At 50.1% G+C, this 20,043-nt stretch carries 18 protein-coding genes; 13 read left to right on the top strand and 5 right to left on the bottom strand.

Annotated features, from left to right (window positions below; all coding sequences use genetic code 11):
• Window positions 1–17: 17 nt before the first annotated feature.
• Entirely contained in the window at window positions 18–1,205 is a 1,188-nt protein-coding gene (locus HK25_RS06600) for a deoxyguanosinetriphosphate triphosphohydrolase (RefSeq protein WP_086635713.1), read from the bottom strand.
• Window positions 1,206–1,356: 151 nt separating this feature from the next.
• Between HK25_RS06600 and HK25_RS06595 the strand changes: the two genes are divergently transcribed.
• From HK25_RS06595 to HK25_RS06575, 5 genes are all read left to right on the top strand, one after another.
• Window positions 1,357–1,728, top strand: coding sequence for an iron-sulfur cluster assembly accessory protein (locus HK25_RS06595; RefSeq protein ID WP_086555486.1), 372 nt, complete (start codon window positions 1,357–1,359; stop codon window positions 1,726–1,728).
• Complete coding sequence (gene xth, locus HK25_RS06590; RefSeq protein ID WP_086635705.1) at window positions 1,725–2,507, top strand: exodeoxyribonuclease III; 783 nt, start codon at window positions 1,725–1,727, stop codon at window positions 2,505–2,507. The genes HK25_RS06595 and xth overlap by 4 nt, the downstream gene beginning before the upstream one ends.
• Before the next feature lie 3 nt (window positions 2,508–2,510).
• The gene (locus HK25_RS06585; protein ID WP_086635704.1) at window positions 2,511–3,881 is read left to right on the top strand and encodes an amidase; all 1,371 of its coding nucleotides are present in this window, start codon (window positions 2,511–2,513) and stop codon (window positions 3,879–3,881) included.
• A 532-nt stretch (window positions 3,882–4,413) separates the two neighbouring features.
• Window positions 4,414–5,871 carry a hypothetical protein gene (locus HK25_RS06580; RefSeq protein ID WP_086635703.1) on the top strand — a complete coding sequence of 486 codons (1,458 nt, stop codon included), beginning with the start codon at window positions 4,414–4,416 and terminating at the stop codon, window positions 5,869–5,871.
• Complete coding sequence (locus HK25_RS06575) at window positions 5,868–6,599, top strand: hypothetical protein (RefSeq protein ID WP_143295967.1); 732 nt, start codon at window positions 5,868–5,870, stop codon at window positions 6,597–6,599. Before HK25_RS06580 ends, HK25_RS06575 begins: the two co-directional genes overlap by 4 nt.
• Window positions 6,600–6,815: 216 nt before the next feature.
• On the opposite strand, the gene HK25_RS06570 is transcribed toward HK25_RS06575, so the two are convergent.
• Window positions 6,816–7,703, bottom strand: coding sequence for an arginase family protein (locus HK25_RS06570; protein WP_086635701.1), 888 nt, complete (start codon window positions 7,701–7,703; stop codon window positions 6,816–6,818).
• Between the two features lie 353 nt (window positions 7,704–8,056).
• On the opposite strand from HK25_RS06570, the gene HK25_RS06565 reads away from it, so the two are divergent.
• The 5 genes from HK25_RS06565 (at window position 8,057) to HK25_RS06545 (ending at window position 14,195) form a co-directional block, all read left to right on the top strand.
• A complete protein-coding gene (locus HK25_RS06565) occupies window positions 8,057–10,240 on the top strand; it encodes a beta-N-acetylhexosaminidase (RefSeq protein ID WP_086635700.1) in 2,184 nt (727 codons plus the stop codon).
• 317 nt (window positions 10,241–10,557) lie between these two features.
• Window positions 10,558–11,412 (top strand): prolipoprotein diacylglyceryl transferase, encoded by an 855-nt coding sequence (gene lgt, locus HK25_RS06560; protein ID WP_086635699.1) that lies wholly within the window; start codon window positions 10,558–10,560, stop codon window positions 11,410–11,412.
• Window positions 11,387–12,454 carry a class I SAM-dependent methyltransferase gene (locus HK25_RS06555; protein WP_086635698.1) on the top strand — a complete coding sequence of 356 codons (1,068 nt, stop codon included), beginning with the start codon at window positions 11,387–11,389 and terminating at the stop codon, window positions 12,452–12,454. The genes lgt and HK25_RS06555 overlap by 26 nt, the downstream gene beginning before the upstream one ends.
• Window positions 12,451–13,254 carry a peptidoglycan editing factor PgeF gene (gene pgeF / locus HK25_RS06550; protein WP_086635697.1) on the top strand — a complete coding sequence of 268 codons (804 nt, stop codon included), beginning with the start codon at window positions 12,451–12,453 and terminating at the stop codon, window positions 13,252–13,254. The genes HK25_RS06555 and pgeF overlap by 4 nt, the downstream gene beginning before the upstream one ends.
• The gene (locus HK25_RS06545; RefSeq protein WP_086635696.1) at window positions 13,254–14,195 is read left to right on the top strand and encodes a hypothetical protein; all 942 of its coding nucleotides are present in this window, start codon (window positions 13,254–13,256) and stop codon (window positions 14,193–14,195) included. The genes pgeF and HK25_RS06545 overlap by 1 nt, the downstream gene beginning before the upstream one ends.
• A 72-nt stretch (window positions 14,196–14,267) precedes the next feature.
• On the opposite strand, the gene HK25_RS06540 is transcribed toward HK25_RS06545, so the two are convergent.
• Window positions 14,268–14,585, bottom strand: coding sequence for a multidrug efflux SMR transporter (locus HK25_RS06540; RefSeq protein ID WP_086555112.1), 318 nt, complete (start codon window positions 14,583–14,585; stop codon window positions 14,268–14,270).
• Window positions 14,586–14,730: 145 nt separating this feature from the next.
• Between HK25_RS06540 and HK25_RS06535 the strand changes: the two genes are divergently transcribed.
• The gene (locus HK25_RS06535; protein ID WP_086635695.1) at window positions 14,731–15,303 is read left to right on the top strand and encodes a hypothetical protein; all 573 of its coding nucleotides are present in this window, start codon (window positions 14,731–14,733) and stop codon (window positions 15,301–15,303) included.
• Between the two features lie 135 nt (window positions 15,304–15,438).
• Here the strand turns inward: HK25_RS06535 and HK25_RS06530 are convergent, their stop codons facing one another.
• Window positions 15,439–16,935 (bottom strand): peptide MFS transporter, encoded by a 1,497-nt coding sequence (locus HK25_RS06530; protein WP_086555111.1) that lies wholly within the window; start codon window positions 16,933–16,935, stop codon window positions 15,439–15,441.
• 232 nt (window positions 16,936–17,167) lie between these two features.
• On the opposite strand from HK25_RS06530, the gene HK25_RS06525 reads away from it, so the two are divergent.
• Both HK25_RS06525 and HK25_RS06520 read left to right on the top strand, forming a co-directional pair.
• The gene (locus HK25_RS06525; RefSeq protein WP_086635694.1) at window positions 17,168–18,388 is read left to right on the top strand and encodes an NADP-dependent isocitrate dehydrogenase; all 1,221 of its coding nucleotides are present in this window, start codon (window positions 17,168–17,170) and stop codon (window positions 18,386–18,388) included.
• A 159-nt stretch (window positions 18,389–18,547) separates the two neighbouring features.
• Window positions 18,548–19,570: an NAD(P)/FAD-dependent oxidoreductase gene (locus HK25_RS06520; protein WP_086635712.1), complete on the top strand. Its 1,023-nt coding sequence runs from the start codon at window positions 18,548–18,550 to the stop codon at window positions 19,568–19,570.
• Between the two features lie 114 nt (window positions 19,571–19,684).
• On the opposite strand, the gene HK25_RS06515 is transcribed toward HK25_RS06520, so the two are convergent.
• Window positions 19,685–19,972, bottom strand: coding sequence for a hypothetical protein (locus HK25_RS06515; protein WP_086555099.1), 288 nt, complete (start codon window positions 19,970–19,972; stop codon window positions 19,685–19,687).
• Window positions 19,973–20,043: the final 71 nt, after the last annotated feature.

Here is a 20,043-nt window from a genome sequence, read left to right as displayed (position 1 = left end):
GATACAACGCCGGGGTTTCAACCTGTTACTGACAGGTCCGTCAAGCGGCGATACTCATCAATAGCAAAACGGTCGGTCATAGACGCCACATAATCGGCCACTGTACGACGCAAAGCCATATCATTGCCAGAAGGGGCTCTCTCACGCCAGACATCAGGCAGCAGATCAGGCGACTCCGTCAGCACAGTAAACAGACCAGAGGTAACCTTTCTGGCTTTATACCCCATGCGGTTAACCCGCCAGTGCCTGTAAAGCCGGGCAAAGAGGAATTTTCGAATTCCTTTATTTGCTGCCCACATTTCGGGGCTGAAAGCAATAACAGGCTGCGAGGCTGCACGAATATCCTCAACGCTCTGGGGGGCGAGGTCCTGGAGGTTCCGCCGCGATGTCACCAGCACGTCTGTCACCAGAGCATTGATTACCCTGCGCACAACCTCATGGCGGATACGCTGCGCTTTTTGTGGCACATCAGTATAATCAGCCGCAATCCTGCGCACTTCAGCCAGAATACCCCCGACCAGAGGCACATCAGTAAGATCATCAAGTGTCAGCAGGCCCGACTTCACACCATCATCAAGATCGTGACCATGATAGGCAATATCATCGGCCAGGGCGGCAACCTGCGCTTCAGCTGACGCAAAGCCGGTAAGGTCAAGCGGCCATGCCGCATCAAACTCACGCAGCCATGGCCCTGGCTTTTTAACCGGCCCGTTATGTTTGGCCAGCCCTTCTATCGTCTCCCATGTCAGGTTCAGACCGTTAAACGTGAGGTAGCGCCGCTCAAGCAGCGTAACCTGACGCAGTGCCTGCGTATTATGATCGAACCCTTCCCAGTTATACATCAGCTCGGCCAGGGCATCCTCTCCCGCATGGCCAAACGGAGTATGCCCAAGGTCATGCGCCAGAGCCACCGCTTCGGTCAGATCTTCATCAAGGTGCAAAGCACGCGCCATAGAGCGGGCAACCTGTGCCACCTCGAGAGAATGCGTCAGCCTGGTACGAAAAAAATCACCGACATGATTAACAAAGACCTGAGTTTTATACTGTAACCGCCTGAAGCCTGAAGAATGTACCACCCGGTCCCTGTCACGCTGCCAGGGAGAACGCGTAAGTGACTCAGCCTCATCGTACTGCCTGCGACCACGCCCCTCCCCTCTCTGCACGGCATAAGGCGCACATGTTGCAAGATGTTCCTGTAAAGACATTCTTTCTCCTGCCCGACCTGCTGCAAAGCCCGCTGACAGAAGAGCCAGAAGGCGGTTATAAACAGGCATAATAGGGCATTGTTCAAAATTTCACCAACTTCTCTGCATTTTCCCCTTCAAACACCTTTACCGGAACGCTATTTATAACAGTATGACCCAGCCACAGCCCTTCTCCGTCTCCGATGCTGCTGCCAAGCGCATTGCCTCTGTTCTTGCCAGCCGCAGGCAGTCTGCCGCGGGGCAGAATACTCCCCTGCCGGCCGCTCTGCGCGTTTCTGTTGATGCAGGCGGCTGCAACGGCTTTCAGTATCGCTTTGGCCTGATTACCCAGGCAGAGATCGCTGAAGATGATACGCACTTTGAGAAAAATGACGTGCTGGTTGTGGTTGACCCTGCCAGCCTTGAGTTACTTGAAGGTGCTCAGCTTGATTTTTCTGACAAGCTGATGGGCGCACATTTTACAGTTAACAATCCCAATGCAGCCTCATCCTGCGGTTGTGGCACAAGCTTTTCTCTCGCATGAAATTCGCCTCCTGGAATGTAAATTCCGTTCGCCTGCGCCAGAACCTGATTGCAGACTGGCTGGAGCGACACGACCCTGATGTGCTGATGATGCAGGAAATCAAATGTGAAACGGCAGCGTTTCCGGCTGATTTCTTTAAAGAACGCGGCTATGCCTCTGCCGTGGTCGGGCAGAAATCCTATAACGGTGTAGCCACACTGGTTAAAGCTGACAGGACAGAAATTGTCACTGACCACCTGCCCGGCTTTAATAACCCGGCAGCCCGCTATGTTGAAATACGCACGCAGGGGCTGGTCTTTGGCAACCTCTATCTGCCCAATGGCAATTCAGGCGGAGAAGAAGGATACGCCACCAAGCTGGCCTTTTTTGAAGCACTGACAGCGCGGGCTGAGCACTATCTGCGCGAAGAAACTGATTTTATCTTTGCCGGAGATTATAATGTCTGCCCCGCAGCCGGCGACTGTGCGCCCGGAGCCCTCGCACCCGATGACGCTCTGGTCCGGCCACAGACACGTGCAGCCTTTCGCCGTCTGATCTGGCTGGGGCTGACAGATGCTCTGCGCGCACTGCACCCGACAGAGACACTCTACACTTTCTGGGATTATCAGGCCGGAGCATGGCAGCGAAACAGCGGCATACGCATTGACCACGCCCTGCTTTCACCCAGGGTCGCTGAACGCCTTGTCAGCGTATTCCCTGACAAAGACGAGCGCGCTATGGAGCGACCTTCAGACCACGTGCCGCTTCTTGTCACCCTGCGCGACAAAACTGAGGGATAATTTATGACTGATACTTTTCCTTCTTTGTTTGCCGCAGCATGCGCTCTGGCTCAGGGCAAGGTCAGCAGCCGGCACCTGACAGAGCTGGCTCTTGCACGTATTCATGACAAAGAAGGAGAAGGCCGTCAGACTTTTAGCGTCGTACACGCTGACAGTGCACGAAAACAGGCTGACCTGACGGATACCCGACGCAGGGCCGGTGAGCCACTCCCCCCGCTTGCCGGACTGCTGATGTCCGTAAAAGATCTGTTTGACGAAGCAGGCAGCATCACCAGGGCCGGCTCAGTCGTACTCAGTGATGCCCCGCCGGCACAGCAGGACGCGCCTGCCATTGCTCTGGCCCGTCAGGCTGGCCTTATTTCTATCGGACGGACAACAATGACGGAGTTTGCTTTCTCCGGCGTTGGCATGAACCCGCATACCGGCACCCCGGCAAACCCGTGGGACAGAGCAAACAGGCGTATTCCGGGCGGCTCATCTTCCGGAGCGGCAGTGTCTGTCTCTGATGGTATGGCTTTTGTGGGGATAGGCAGTGACACCGGGGGGTCATGCCGTATTCCCGCAGCGCTGACGGGGCTTACCGGATATAAACCGACGGCCAGCCGCATTTCAACCAGAGGAACTGTCCCGCTTTCCTCAACTCTTGATTCTGTTGGCAGCCTGGGCCGTACCGTATCATGCTGCTGGGCTGCGGACCGTGCGCTTGCAGGCCTGCCTGTTGACTGGAGCGCACGACCTGAAGCCCGCAAAACCAGCCGACCACGCCTGGGTGTACTACAAAGCTATGTGCTGGACGGTATGGATGACACTGTTGCCAGCACGTGGCATGCCGCACTGAAGCAGCTGGAGAAATCTGGTGCCATTCTGGAAGATGTATGCTTTAGCGAGCTTGAAAATTTACCGCAGATTAACCGGCTCGGGGGCTTTCCTGCACCTGAATCCCTCGCATGGCATGCCCCGCTGCTGGAGCATAAATCAGAAGCTTATGATCCCTTTGTGCTCAAACGCATTTTACGCGGCAAAGAACAAAGTGCGGTTGATTACCTGACACTGCAACGCGAACGGCAGGCACTTATTAACAGGGCAGCGCAGGTCATAGCCCCCTATGATGCACTTATCATGCCAACAGTGCCGGTTATTGCACCACATATTGCTGACCTCGTGGCAGATGAAACACTGCTGACACGTACTAACCTGCTGCTGCTGCGAAACCCGACTGTTGCCAACTTTATCAATGGCTGTGCTATCAGCCTGCCCTGCCACGCAGCCGGCGCTGCCCCTGCAGGCCTTATGGCCATGCAAACAGGACACAAAGACTCTCACCTGTTTCATGTTGCGGCGTGGCTTGAAGAGGCTTTAAGGCTCGGAAAATAGTAACCAAGCATAACATTACCCATAGCAATCAGCTCTTAATATTTTTCACCCTTATTCTTTTCCTGAAACATCTTCACAAGCAGTGAGAGCAATCGGAACTGCTAAGAACATTCTCGTGCGCTTCTCCGCTGCTACGAAGAGCATAATCGTGTGCTCTATACGACGAAGAGAGAAAAATGCAGAAACGAGGAGGCGAAAGCGCTTCACTCATAGTGAAGCTCTGATCGGTCGGTGGTATGTTATAATAGCATATCATTGTCTGAGAAAAATATTATTTCAGCGCAAAAGCACCACCTCATCTGAAACGGTGCTGCCTTGCAAATGAACCTGAATTTTATTCTGCGACCAGCGCGCCCCCTCCCCATTTTCCATTGCGCGCAACCATGAACACCCAACAGTGATATGATCACCCTTCAATTATTTCATGATCTATTTCACTAGAAATAATTTTATATTTTCCTTATGTAAATAACAAGGATAAGGATAATGTAATAATAATTTAAAATGATAATATATTGTTAACGGAAATCTTATGGCAGACAATAATATTCCACCGGATCATTATCTGATCATTGAGGATATGCTGCAGGGTCTTATTATTGTTGATACCCACTGGGCAATGGCCAGCAACCTGATTCGGCTGATTAGAGACCCTGTTCTTTATGATGAGGCGATAAACCGTTTTCTGACATACCTGCGCCCCGACCAGAAAAGGCAGCTTGAACAGTTTGTTGCTCGTTACGGTGTGTATACATCTGTTGTCAGAAATCAGCTCTTTACAGCTGCCATGCTCAGAAACCACGGGCTAACAGCGTTTTGCTTTGTCCCCTGGCATGAGTCAGCACATCAGAGCGCGTTTAAAAACGGTAGTTCTGCTCAGCAGGTTGCTTCACCGCAAATGCAAAAAATTGCCGCAATGTCGACAACAGAGCGGGTTGCAGAGTTACTTTACAGGGCCTTTTTTAAAGCTGGTGGTGTGTTAGCAGAAGGCATGACACCCCAGAACCTGATGAAAATTCTGATGGTATCAGCAGGAACACTGGTCGCGTTACAATATGCTCCGGTTGGCTGGGGGCTTGATGCGGCATTACTGGCTCTTGGTCTGACAATGATTTTATATGGTGGTCTGGCTGCTGTACGTGAGCTGATTGATTCTGTTTCACTGGCCACGCATGCAACAACTGACGCGCAGATGGATCATGCTGTTTCTCTGTGTGCCGACGCGATGGCAACCCTGGGTGTTGATGCTGTCATGGGCTTCCTTATACACAAGGTTCTACCCAATAGTGGAGGACGAGCCGCCGCGTCAGAAACGGCAACTCAGGACGCTTCGACAACCTCAGCCAGACAGCCCAGTGACGGAATAGTTAAACCTTCACCAGAGCCGTGGGAAGAACCCTATACCCGTCAGGATGGCAGCATTAGCTACGACAATTTCAAAACAAAAGAAGTATATGATCCCCTTAATAAATCTTTTCTTGAAAAGAAGGCTGATGCAGCCCTTTTCGATCAGGGGTGGGATAAAACAATGCGCGAACAAGTGATCGATAGCGGCAGTGAACAGAAAATTATTCCTTACCAGGAAGGGTCAAAAGTTTATGGCTTCAGCAGCAAAAATTACATGATTGACGGAGAGACCGTTATTAAGGGCTCAAACCCCGAACGACCCAGTGCATACTGGTTTCATGAGGATGATCTGTCTTCCGTTAAAGAGCAATACTGGGACACAGATGCACAAAGATGGGATAGCGTGAATATCAAAAAAGATTTTGCACTCCCCTGTTTTAATGCGGCTGATGACCTGCATGCTGCTACCGTTAACCGTAATCTTGATAATGTTGTCAGAGCCCGGATTGATCCGGCAACGGAGAATTATAGCATGAGCCTTCCTGATAGTACGATAAAAGCAGGTAGCATCAGTCTGCCTGGCGGACGAAGCCAGATCACTCTGCCAGCTGACAGTCTCGGCAATTTCGAGATTCTCCGATGATCCCCGTCACAGCAGAGATGATCAATGCAGGTGACATTGATGAAGAATATGCTGACCTGATGAAGCGTATCACCTTCCTGCTCGATCTGTGGCACGATAAACCAGCCAGTAATAACGACCCATACGGGCGTATGGTCTATTTCCTGCTCTGGCTGCGCCAGGAGGTTCAGGCACGGCGCATACCAATACCACTTGACCGCTCTTACCTTGGCACTCTCAAATATCTTGCCGGATCAGGAGATGTGCGTGATTCTGATGATGTCAGCCGGGCTATGGGAGAGATGATTCAGATTTTGCTGGGACGCGGGCTGATCAAGCCGCGTCATTACCCGCTACTGGTCTCTCTGATGGATGATTTTATCGCTGCTGCAGAGAAAAACAGGCCAGGTCTGGCAGAAACTGATGCATTCTTCAGAGAGTATTGTCAGAGGCGTGATGACATTGTTGCTGGTATCCTCAAACCGCCTATTGAACCCACAAAAGAGCAAAACCGTTTTGACTTTGCCAGCGCAAAATCTCTGGCGCCGGTATTACCAGGAGAAACAGAACATAATTATGAGCTGAGTGTACAAATGGACCGCACGACCTATCCACTTATGGGGTATCGTCCTTTTCAGGCCCGTAAACCTCCCATGCCAGCCCCTGTACCTGGCCTTGAGCGCATGGCGCCGGATTTTACAGCTCTGCGTGACCAGGAGAGGAGGAAGGCCGCCGGAGAAGATAAGTAACGCCTTAATAAAAAGGGTTTATTATAATTCCCTTTATCGAGAGTATGTTCTCAACTGGCAGCCATGAAGAAAACAGAAATGCATTTCGAAACGACAATAAAAAATTAAATCTCATGGCTGTATTTTATAAATATAGTGTATAAATTTTCTTTTCCTGATAAAAAACTCTCACATTAAAAAAATAAACCTAAATACAATATCTGGAGATCTTGGTTGTTATAATTTTGTGTGACCAATTAAAGGAAGACGTGCGAGCATATTTTTTAGCGCCAGAGCATCCCACGGCATGTGCTCCGCAATACCCAGACCAACCACATCAGCTATTTCTGATATATCATCCAGTAATTGTATCACCTGCGCCATTGATACTTCCCCCTGCGCGATACCCTTAAAGGTATCAGGCGGCACATTGGGCTGAGCAAAAAGCACAGAATGAAAAAAACGTGGATTGAAAACATCGAGATCTAAATGAATAGCTAAATACTTTGCTCCTGTTGATCTGAACCAGTCCAGAACAGGTTTACTTCCCTTTTGCGCCAGTTCTTCAGGCCCTGCATTTTTCAGGCCCAGACGTTTAATTTCACCGGCCTCCCACTCAGTCGGGTCATGTAGTCCGGCAAATAGAACATTCTCTGGCTTAACAGGGTAAGCTACAGCTTGTGTGAAATCTGCATCCCCCAGCCCCAGCAAATTTCCAAGAACCATGGCGTGAGCATGATTAAAGTGTTCTGGTGTCATAATGTCCGGGTGTGTATCAACCCACAGCACGGCCAGTTCATCCTTGTAACGCTCACTAAGATAAGCAAACGGGGCAAGATCTACCAGGCAATCCCCTCCCAGAACGACCAGACGATCAGGGTTGTGCTTATCAATCAGACCGCGTGCAGTATGAAGCTGCTCAAGTAATACCTGGCGCCCTACTATTCCATTTTCTTCAGATAAAGGTTTCTCCGTCGGTGCCTTAACAGGTACTTCTTCAACCGGTCCATTTGTGACTGGTGCAAGCCAGCTTAGAAGCTGAGCACCAAAAAAATAAGGAAGGTTATTACCACCCTGCCATTGAGGAAAAAGAAGACGGAGTGTTTTATCTGAGGAGAGAGTCATGGATTTCTTTTTCTACGTAGACGTTAGATACAGATACACATTTAAACTTTTACAACTCAGCAGCTATCATAACCCACTTAATCTGACAGCGCTTTAATAACAGGGTAAAAAATTCGCTCTCCCGGCGGGTATCAGCCCTTTGTCTAACCTGCTCAGACATTATAAGCCCTGAGCAAACATATCCACCGTCTTCAGACCTTCGTCCGACGAAACAGGGAGCCCCCTCTCCAGGTCACTGTGACACTTGGTTACCTCCGTGCTATTTTTTGTGTAACATAGGCACAGAGCACACAGGGGTTGGGTCATAGCACCCGATACATCTGACACACTTCTTACTGGCGGAGAGTAACCCGTTGAAACTGCGTTTACGTCAGCTTTATATGATCGCACCCTGTGTCAGCATAATATTGTGCGCTCAGCCGCAAAGAGGCTTTGCCGCCGACATCCCTGCCCCTCCGGTCGTTCTGCCTCACCCCACGACATTACAAATCACACAAACGCAGCCCATTGCTCTGCCACAGCATATTCAGCTTATATGGCACGGACAAAAAACACCTGTGCTGACAGCCGCAGTTGCACGCTTGCATACACGACTTGAAATGCTCTCCGGCACCAAAATTTCATTCTCAGCGGCGGCTCAAAAAACACATAACTTTGCTCTTGTTATATCATGCCCGGAGAAAGGAGATTTCTTCCCTTCCCTCGGCATGAACGAAGCTTATTCCCTCAAAGTCAGCCCGGCCGGAGCTGAAATTTCAGCACAAAGCGCCGCTGGCATTCTGCATGGCCTCACCTCACTGCTCCAGCTGGTCAGCCAGACCTCAGCCGGGCCAGTGCTGCAACCGGCAACCATGACAGATGCTCCGCGCTTCAGGTGGCGTGGTCTGATGCTCGATGTCAGCCGTCATTTTATGAGCCTGTCCACCATCAAACGGCAGATTGATGCCATGGAAATGGTTAAGCTCAACGTGCTGCACCTTCATTTATCAGATGGCCAGGGTTTCCGTGTCGAAAGTAAGCTTTTCCCGCGCCTGCAGAGCATATCCTCACACGGACAATATTATACACAGGATGAGGTCCGCGCCCTCATCCACTACGCTGCCGAGCGTGGCATTCGTATCGTTCCGGAATTTGATACACCTGGCCACAGCTTTGCCCTGCTTGAAGCTTATCCGCTTTATGCCGCTCAGGCCCCGCTCAACATGACTGACCGGGCAGAACGGAACCGGGCAGCCCTCGACCCGACAAAACCAGAAACATACGAATTCATTTCAAAGCTTTATGGCGAAATGGCAACCCTTTTCCCCGATGCCTACTTCCACATTGGCGGGGATGAAGTTGTCGCAAAACAATGGACTGAATCGCCCGCAATTTCAGCCTATATAAAACAACACAAGCTAAATGGCCCGGCAGAACTCCAGGCAGAATTCACCACCAAAGCTGTCGATATGCTGAGTAAAGACCACAAGACAGCGATCGGATGGGACGAAATTACAGCAGCATCTATCCCGCAACGCACTGTTGTTGAAGTCTGGCGTGGCGCAGCGCACACTGCAGAAGCGACGGCAGACGGCCACCCTGTTATTCTTTCAGAGCGTTATTATCTCGACCGTCTCCTGCCTTCTGCTCAGCATTATCAGGATGACCCGCTAGCCTCACCTCAGAGCACTTCTGAGGCAGAAGCCGCGGCTCGTACCAGTGGTCCAGGAGGTACAATCACAACGCAAAGTAAGCCGACAGATACCCAGCCTCTTTCAGAAGCCCAGAAGAAACTCGTGCTCGGGGGTGAAGCGGCTTTATGGACTGAAATTGTCTCTGAAGACATGCTGGATGCCCGCCTGTGGCCACGACTTGCAGCAATTGCTGAACGTTTCTGGTCGCAGCCTGAAAACTGCCAGCCGGATACCCTGTCTGCCCGTTTAGGTGTGACCCAGAACAGGCTGGAAACTCTTGGCATTCAAAGCGATGAAAGCACTGAAAAACGCATTACTCAGCTTGCACCAGGAAAGGAAAAAAGCGTCAGGATACTCCTTAGCGTCACCAGCCCGGTAAGAAATTATGCTCACAACCACGAATTTCTGCAAATTCGCCATAAACAAACAGCAACCGAACAGCAACTAAATACCCTTGCCGATATTGCCAGCCCTGACTCGCCGCAGGCAGAAAGCTTTAACAAGCGGGCAGCAGCGTTCATGGATGGGCAGATAGAACTCAGAGACTCACTGATTACTGATCTGCAGCTCTGGTCGGGTAATAATGCCCGGTTTATAAAGGCCGCAGCCCGCTATCCGGCTTTGAAAGACGGACTTCAGGCCTCAGCACTCCTCCATGACCTTGCAATGGCAGGGCTGGCAGCCCTGGGTGACAAGCGCACACTTCACTGGCGTAACAAAGGATGTGCTGCTGTTCAAACCGCAAAGGAACAGATTGCAGCATCAGAAAATATAAAAATCGTTTCAAAAACTCAGCAGCCTGAAGGAGATCTTCTTCAGGATATTACACCGGGGGTAGAATCTCTCATGAGATGCTCAGAGTGAGATTTACTAAGAATTATATGAATAAATTATAAAAATTAAAATAACTACATCAATACTTTTATTGAATAATTAATTTCTTATAAAAATTAGTCTCCTGGAGAGCGTGTTACTGCGCTTTATACTCGCACCACGCTGACCACCTCCTCCGATGACCATTTCACAGACTTTCGTCTTCCGCCGTAACTATACAAACATAACTATACAAAATCTCTCATCATGCTTGAAGATAGAGAAAGCCGGTATATACAGGACTATCTTATAACCAATAACTTTTCCCTCTGCTTTTTTCTTCTGGCTTTAACCGGATATACTCCCGCATGCTGCCTGTTATTCTTTTCCCTCAGATTGACCCGGTACTGGTAAATATTGGACCGTTTCCCATTCGCTGGTACGCTCTTTCTTACATAGTCGGTTTACTCCTTGCTCTGTTTCTTGTTCGCAGGCTTGTTCCTCTTACGCCACGGGCCTCATCAGTCGAACAGGTTGATGACTTTTTTGGCTGGGGCGCACTTGGTGTCGTACTGGGGGGGCGTCTCGGTTATATCCTGTTTTATCAGTCAGGATATTATTTAAGCCATCCGCTCTCTATCTTCGAGGTCTGGCATGGTGGCATGTCATTTCATGGCGGTGTTGTGGGTGTTATTCTGGCCATGTTTTTTTATGCCAGACAGCAAAAAATTAACTTTTTTGCCTTTTCTGACAGAATAACCGTTGCCATTCCTATCGGGCTGGGTCTGGGGCGTATCGCCAACTTTATTAATGGGGAGCTCTGGGGGCGCGAAGCCTCGACATCAGTACCCTGGGCAATGATTTTCCCCGGCGGCGGCGATGTCCCTCGTCACCCCTCTCAGCTCTACGAAGCTCTGACCGAAGGCCTGCTGCTCTTTCTGGTCATGTATACAGCATCACGCAGCCACAAAATCAGAGAACATGCCGGCATGCTTGGCGGCCTCTTTCTGGCAGGTTATGGTGTTGCCCGCAGCTTTTGCGAATTTTTTCGCGAACCTGATTCTTTTCTTGGTTTTTTACCTGGAGGAATCACAATGGGGCAGGTTCTGTGTGTACCAATGATCATTATCGGTATCACTCTGATGGCCCGTGCCTGGTTTGCTCCACCTTATGCCGGTTTGCCTGATACCCGTGATAATGCCCAAGACACCGCTAAAAACTGACCCTCTCAAAAATCTTTCAGCTCTGCCTCCCGGGGCTGAAAGGCTTGATGTTTTTATGGCCCGTGCCAACGCCCATTATTACGCGACGCATCCTATTTTATCAGATTTTGTAACCTCCCCTGAAATCTCTCAGATTTTTGGGGAGCTTCTTGGCGCCTGGGCTGTGGCAGTCTGGTATAATATGGGACGCCCCTCACCCGTTATTCTGGCAGAAGCAGGACCTGGCAGGGGTACATTAATGGCAGACGCCCTGCGCCTGATAACCCGCGTAGCCCCTGACATGGCACGTGCAGCTGACGTCCATCTGATAGAAACATCTCCTCTTATGCGTGCCGCACAGGCAGATGCCTTGCGACCTTACACCAGCCCCACATGGCATGACAGTCTGACAGAACTGCCTGAGCAACCTTTTATTCTGCTGGCTAACGAGTTTCTTGACGCTTTGCCTGTGCGGCAGTTTGTACATACACCGGCACAAGGCTGGCACGAGCATTACGTCGCCGGTGAAAATTTTATCTCTGTCAGCTGCCCCCCTCCCCAACTGCCGGATAAACGTACCTTCGAAGACAGCACGGTTGTCGAACTCTGCGAGCCTGCATTAGATATTGCCCGGCTTCTCGGCCTGCGTATGACCCGTCATGCCGGGGCTGCCTTATTTATTGATTACGGGCATTTTTCACAGCTAACCGGAGATTCTCTTCAGGCGCTGCGCCACGCCCGGCCGGCGCATCCACTCAAAGCAGCGGGAGAGGCTGACCTGACAACCCATGTTGACTTTCTTGCCTTCGCTACTGCGGCACAGCAGTCAGGGGCGCAAACATGGGGGGCCGTAACACAAGGTACTTTTTTGCGCACACTGGGGCTGATGGAACGCACTGAACAGCTGGCCGCTCATGCCAGCCCGGCCGATGCGCAGAACTTACACCACGCCACAGCACGACTGGCAGCCCCTGAAAAAATGGGGCATCTTTTCAAAGTTCTTGCTCTCACCTCTGTGGGCATGAGTCCCCCTCCTGGTTTTACGAAAGGACCGGCTGCATGACATCTGCCGCCTCACTGCCTCAGCAGGCACTTTCACCTCTCACCAGCACACTCCTTAAACAGGCCCGTCACGGTTTTTTCACCCGTGAAGGAGGTGTTTCAACCGGACCTTATGCCAGCCTGAACTGCTCTGTACGCTCTGAAGATACCCCCGCACACCTGCGTGAAAACAGACGCCGCATTGCTGACTGGATCAAAGTGCCTGAAAACGGGCTGACAAGCCTGTCTCAGGTACACGGAAAACGGGTTATCACTGTCACTGAACCACTCCCCTCCGGCCAGCTGGAAGAAGCTGATGCCATGGTAACACGCAATCCGGCTATTGCACTGGGCACTATTACAGCTGACTGCGCACCGGTATTATTTGCTTCTGCTGACGGGCAGCTTGTCGGAGCGGCTCATGCAGGCTGGCGCGGCGCTCTGGCTGGCGTGATTGAAGCTACTCTTGACGTCATGCAGCACGAAGGAGCGCCTGTTGCCGGAATTTATGCCACCGTCGGCCCCTGCATCGCCCAGAGCAGCTACGAAACCGGTGAAGACATGCATTCTGAGATAACAAAGAGCGACCCTGACGCCGCACGCTTTTTTATACCAGGGAAACGAACCGGCCATTATCAGTTCGACTTAGGCGGATGGTGCCTTTTCAGACTTAAAAGAGCAGGTGTACAACATGCTTCTCTGCTCGGCGTTGATACATTTTCTAATGAAAAACAATTTTTCAGCCATCGTCGCCGCACGCTGACTGGCAATGGCCCGCTGGGGCATCAGCTTTCTGTTATCTCACCAGGAGCGCGCGCATAATGCTCTTCACTTTACGTCAGACAACTCTTCTCCCTTTGTCTGCCCTTCTGATGCTCGGTGGCTGTATGCATGTACCCCGCCCTTTTTCAGACCCAGGTGCAAAGGCACGACAGCTTGCAGCTAACGCGCCGCCCTCGCGTCTTGATGTACCTCAGCCAGAACACACAGATCTTTCTCCGGCTAACTCAGCACTGCTATCGCAGGATATCGCTGAAGCGCTCCTTCAGCAGACTATCCCTGCAATTGCACAGCCTGCCAGAAAAGGGGACTGGTGGCTTAAGGTCACGACTGAGCAGCGTAACGATATGATTGTGCCGCTCTACACTGTCATGACACCGCAAAACACCGTGCGGGCAACACAGGAAGGCGTGCCCATTCCTGAAGAAATGTGGAACGAAGCCACCCCTGAACTTTTAAAGCAGGTTGCCAGCGACGCTGCTCCGCGCGTTTCTGCTGTGTTGAGCGGTATCCAGGCAGACCAGATGAATAAAGACCCCAACAGCCTGAAACACAGACCCGCACGCGTTTATTTCTCTGGTGTGAAGGATGCTCCGGGGGATGGCAACATCTCACTGGCACGGGCTTTTGTAACCTATTTTCACAACACCCCTGATGTCCTGCAAAACAACCCCGCTGATGTTGACTTCACCGTAAACTGCCATGTTACCCTGACCAATGCTCCTGCCGGCACCACCAGCCACCCACAGCAGCACATTGAAATTGTCTGGCAGGTTTTAGATAAGAATGGCAAAGAAGCCGGAGCAGCAACGCAGCTGCACGACATTGATGCCTACTCTCTTGATAATTACTGGGGTGATGTTGCCAGCGCTGCAGCACAGGAAGCTGCTGCAGCTGTAGATCAGATTCTTAGCCGCTATTCAGGACGTGATGACGCCCCTCTTCCCGACCCGGCCTCAAAGAAAAAATCTTCAGATAAATAAGTAGCTGCCATATCCCCTTCTGCGCAAAATTTCCGCAGAAGGAGATACAAAATTATTAAGCAGCCTGATGTATTAATTGCCGCATAATTTAAGCCCGATAACACACAGCACAATACCACTGATGAACACCAGCCGCATGGCTGAAACAGGCTCATGAAAAACGATCATACCGAACACAACAGTGCCTGCAGCCCCCAGGGCTGTCCAGACAGCATATGCTGTACCCATAGGGATACTACGCGTTGCCAGCTGTATAAGGCTGATGCTGGTCACCATGCACACTAACAGTCCGGCAAACCAGCCAATATCGCTCAGACTTTTTGTAAAACGTAAACAGGTTGTAAACCCTATTTCGAGAATACCGCTTACGATTAAATAAAACCAGTCCAAAAAAAATTCCTTTTTTTCATATCGTTAAAAATAAAATATCTTTTCTTATTATCACGGCATAAAAAAAACAACTTCTCTTTCTCAAATATATTAAATATTTTATAATATATTTGTTATTTCTATAAAATTTAAAGAAGGATTTTTAATGATAGAAATTTCAAAACATAAAATTGTCCTATTATTCTTTTTTACTCTGCTTACAGGACATGCGACATCTTATGCACAAAATATTAGTGAAGAAGATAAACTGACACAAAAAATTATCGAATTTTACAACTACACCGGAAATGATGATGTTTATTATTTAAATGATTTATTTAAAATTAAATTAAAACGGGAAGTTTCAGAGAATAGTAATACATACACTGACAGGTATGTTTATATTAATAAAGTTTACTCTATTAATGTTGCCCATATTTCTGTCGCCGTCAAACGCCTGTCAGACAATAATAATATTTACTTTGATATCGCTGCTCTGTCTGCGCAGTGCTGGAACTTTCGTTCATTTGCAAATGCAATGACTGAACCTCCTTCTGAAACAAACAGTGTTATGAATGATCCTGACTATGCCATATATCAGCGCCAGCTCTCACAGCAGCATGTTGTCTGGGTCAGCCCGGTAAGTGGCAATAAGCTCTCGCTCGATTATATAAATGACCCCATGAAATACGGTGGTCGTGACTGTATCAGAGCAATTACAATTGCAAGAGAACACTGACATTCTTCTGCCGCAGGTGCACACTCTGAATATCGCAGGCCAGGGGCAGTGACCGGCCAGCCCCATATTTCTGAGGCAGGCCGGTCACACCACTTTAATCATCGGCCCGGACTGACCGCATAAAGCCGGGCTCTCTCAGGCTTCTGACTGCTCCTGCGCAGCACGATGCTGTGCATCCCACTTACGTGTAAATGGAAGGCAGATAACAAACAATAATGTGCAGATTACAGCTGTAAAAAACAATATACGAAATAAACCTGCATAAGCATGCAACGTCGTGACCAGATCTGTGGCAGCAACGCCCTCGCCAATGGCAGCATAGTTTGCCATGATACTTCCCAGATACATAGCAACACCGTTTGACACACAATAGCTGCCCATCATAAATGCGCCAACATTTGCAGGAACATACCGGGCAACCACAGCAAGCCCCAGCGCACTGATCAGCAGTTCACCCACTGACAAAGCCCCGTAAGCCCAGAACATAACCCATGGCGATACCAGCGTTGTACTTGTTGCCGCACTCCACCACCAGATCAGAAAAGCCAGAGCAACAAGAGCAAAACCGGCTATAAATTTTTCAGCAATAGGAAAATTCCAGCCACGTTTTTCTATCGTGCCGTAAACCCATGACAGAACAGGACTGGCTGCCATAATCCACAAAGGATTCAGCGCCTGAAACTGCCCCGCAGACATAGAAAACAGCGTATGCCCGAACAGGGTAAACTGTGAGCTGACATCACGCAGCGCAAACAATGTAAGAGAAGTGACCATCTGCTGATAAAAAATGAAATACAGCATCGTCTGTACGATCAGCAGATAAGCAAGCCTTAAGCCGGGTCTGAAAGCCTCCTCCGCTTTAGCGTAAAGATAAATCCAGATACCAAGGGTCACAATAGCGGCCAGCCAGACGCAGCCTCTGCCCAGTGAGGGAGAGCCAAGCACTGCCAGCAGAACAGCGCCTGCAACCACCATAGCGCCAATCACTGCACCCATACGGCCCCATGCTACGGGCTCAAAGTCAGGAGCTGAACCAATATGCTGCAACCGGCTACGAAACAGCAGATAGCTCAGCACGCCAAAGGCCAGACCAGCAGAGCAAACAAAGAAAGGAGGTCCCCAGCCAAAACGCTGCTGCAGCCAGGGTGTCAGCAAAAGGGAGAAGGTAGAACCGACATTGATGCTCATGTAATAAATTGTAAAAGCAACGTCGATCTTTGCATCATCGCCTTCGTAAATGCGGCGTACAAGGTTAGCGGCATTTGCTTTAAACAGGCCATTACCCAGCGCAATCACTGATAATGCTGCGAAAAGGGCCATCTGACCGCCAAAGTCAAAACCCAGCAGGGCATAACCCAGCGTCAGCACAATGCCACCCATAAGCATGGTGCGACGAGAGCCCAGCACGGCATCACCAAGCCAGCCACCGACAGCCGGAGCTGCGTAAGTGATAGCTGCAAATGTGCCCCACAGCAGGTTGGCCTGTTTGTCGCCAAAACCCAGCCGCTGGACCATATAAAGCAGCAGGATCCCCTGCATGCCATAAAAACCAAACCGCTCCCATAACTCTATGGCAAGCACGACAGAGAAAGACTGCGCCCTGGCAGGTGCGCGAGGTAAAGATGCTGTCATAAGGCTCCGACCATATTGTAATCTCTTTTCCAGAACAGATATACCTGCGCTGTGCAGGTTTGTTGCTGACAGGCTTTTACACGAAGTGATTTTAAATCGCACCTGTAACAAAGCCAGAGATATCATATCTCGTCAGAAACAAGTCCGTACCAGAACGCTTACCCCACAGCCCGGCGGTTAACCGGCACTGTGTCGTATTCTCACATTTTTTTTCGGAACTGGTGTTATTTCAATGGCAAAGATCAAGGTAAAAAATCCCATCGTAGAAATGGACGGCGATGAAATGACCCGCATTATCTGGCATTTTATTCGCGAAAAACTGATTCTCCCCTATCTTGATGTCGATCTGAAATACTACGACCTGGGAATCGAACACCGTGATGCAACCGATGACCAGGTAACAGTCGACGCAGCTGAAGCCACAAAACGCTACGGCGTCGCAGTAAAATGCGCGACCATTACACCTGATGAAGCCCGCGTTGAAGAATTTGGCCTCAAACGTATGTACCGTTCACCCAACGGCACTATCCGTAACATTCTTGATGGTACAATCTTCCGTGAGCCAATCGTCTGCTCAAACGTCCCTCGTCTTGTACCACACTGGACAAAACCAATTGTCATCGGCCGTCATGCTTATGGTGATATTTACCGCGCAGCAGAAACCAAAATCCCGGGGCCTGGCAAAGTTACCCTGAACTACGTTCCTACTGACGGTGGTGAAAGCATCACCCTCGATGTGCATGATTTTAAAGGTCCAGGCGTAACCCTTGGCATGCACAACACCCGTGCATCAATCGAAGGCTTTGCCCGCGCCTCTCTCTCCTACGGCAGAGACCGTAACCTGCCCGTTTACCTCTCTACCAAAAATACCATCCTCAAAGCCTATGATGGTATGTTTAAGGATGTTTTCCAGGAGGTTTATGAGCGCGAATTCAGGGCAGATTTTGAAAAAGCCGGCCTGACTTATGAACACCGCCTGATTGACGACATGGTGGCCTGTGCCCTGAAATGGAACGGCGGCTATGTATGGGCCTGTAAAAACTATGACGGTGACGTAGAAAGCGACATCGTAGCACAGGGATTTGGCAGCCTGGGCCTTATGACCTCTGTTCTGCTCAGCCCGACAGGTGATGTTGTTGAAGCCGAAGCTGCACATGGCACGGTGACCCGTCACTACCGTGAGCACCAGAAAGGCAAAGCAACCAGCACCAACCCGATTGCCTCTATCTTTGCATGGACACGGGGACTGGCTTATCGCGGTCGCTTTGATAATACCCCCGATGTTGTACATTTTGCCGGCACACTTGAGAAAGTCTGCATCGACACCGTCGAATCAGGTAAAATGACTAAAGATCTCGCGATGCTTGTCGGCAAAGATACCCCATGGCTCGACACACAGTCATTCCTTGATGCGCTGGATGCCGGTCTGAAAAAAGAATTCGCTAAATCCTGATCATCTGATCTCTGCGAAAAATATTATGAAAGGGGAGCCTTCTCACAGGGGCTCCCTTTTTTTGTGAAAACCGCTAATGTGCCTGCCCGCACAGCACTCGTCCATTTTATGGGCCTGCCTCATTCAGTCAGTCATACCTCAGAAAGGTTTTTTAACATCATGGCCGACACGCCCGTTGAAACAGATGTTGTCATTATTGGCGCAGGTCCGGCCGGACTCTTCGCCGCATTTCAGTGCGCTATGCTACGCCTGAACTGCCTGCTCATTGATGTTCTGCCAGAAGTTGGTGGTCAGTGTATCGCCCTTTACCCTGAAAAGCCCATCTATGACATTCCGGCCTGCCCGGCGATTGAAGCCTCTCAGCTGATCGCTCAGCTGGAAAAGCAAATTGCACCCTTTAATATTCCGCGCCTGCTTAAGCATCGCGTTGATGACGTTTCTGGCAACCGGGGCGATTTTTCTGTCAAAACTGACAAAGGTACAACCGTTAAAGCAAAAGCCATTATTATTGCTGCCGGAGCCGGTGCATTTGGCCCGAACCGCCCACCGCTTGAAGGTCTGGAAAATTTTGAAGAAACTGGCTCGGTGCAATATTATGTCCGCCGAAAAGCTGACTTTGCAAACCGTAATATTGTGATTGCAGGAGGCGGGGATTCCGCACTCGACTGGGCACTCGCACTCAAAGATAATGCAAAAAAGCTGTATCTTGTACATCGTCGCGACCGTTTTCGTGGTGCGCCTGAAAGTTTACGGCTGCTTGATGATGCTGTGGCTGCCGGGCAGATTGAAAAAATCACCCCATATCAGCTCCACGCCCTTCATGGAGAAAACGGTAAACTCAGTGCCGTTGAAGTCATTGATCTGGATGGCACAACCCGCAAACTGGAGGCTGACACTCTCCTGCCCTTCTTTGGCCTGGCCACCGACCTGGGGCCCATAGCCACATGGGATATTCAAACAGCACGCTCTGTTATTCCGGTCCGTCCCTCTGACTGCGAAACATCACGCGCAGGTATTTTTGCCATTGGCGACATTGCAAGTTACCCAGGAAAGCTAAAACTTATTTTGCAGAGCTTTAGTGAAGCAGCCATGGCAACACATGCCATTCACCCGATTGTACACCCTGACCAGGCTTTACACTTTGAGCATTCGACAACACGCGGCGTACCGGCAACCGCCTGAATATTAAAGAAGAGCCAGATACATAAAAAAACAGAACCTCGGAGTTACCTCCGGGTTCTGTTTCAGTCTCAGAGCTCAGAGGGGAGTTATACTCCACCCTGAAAAGAGGCTTGCTTACTGAGCAGCTGCTGTTGAATCAGCGGCTGCTTTTGGCTTGTGATGACCATGATGGCCGTGTTTTTTACCATCATGCTGATGCTGGCCGTGATGAGCACCTTTCTTAGCAACGTCACCACTTTTAGAAGCGGAATCTGAAGGAGGAGCTGGTGGCACATCACCTTTAGCAGGAACTTCAGAAGAAGAAGAAGGTGGTGCAGGAGGAGCTTCCTGAGCGAAAGAAGGGGCAGCAGCACCCATCAGAGCAACGACAGAAGCGGCTGAAAGAAAATGACGAAACTTCATCGAAAAATTTCTCCTTAAATAAGTCAGGTTCCTCACGGTCACGATTTTATCGATATATCGCTGACACGTTC

The organism is Acetobacter sp. DsW_059 (assembly GCF_002153695.1).
GTDB classification, from domain to species: Bacteria; Pseudomonadota; Alphaproteobacteria; order Acetobacterales; family Acetobacteraceae; genus Acetobacter; species Acetobacter thailandicus.
Note: the sequence above shows the minus strand (reverse complement) of the source record. Positions and strands in the feature narration are given on the sequence as shown.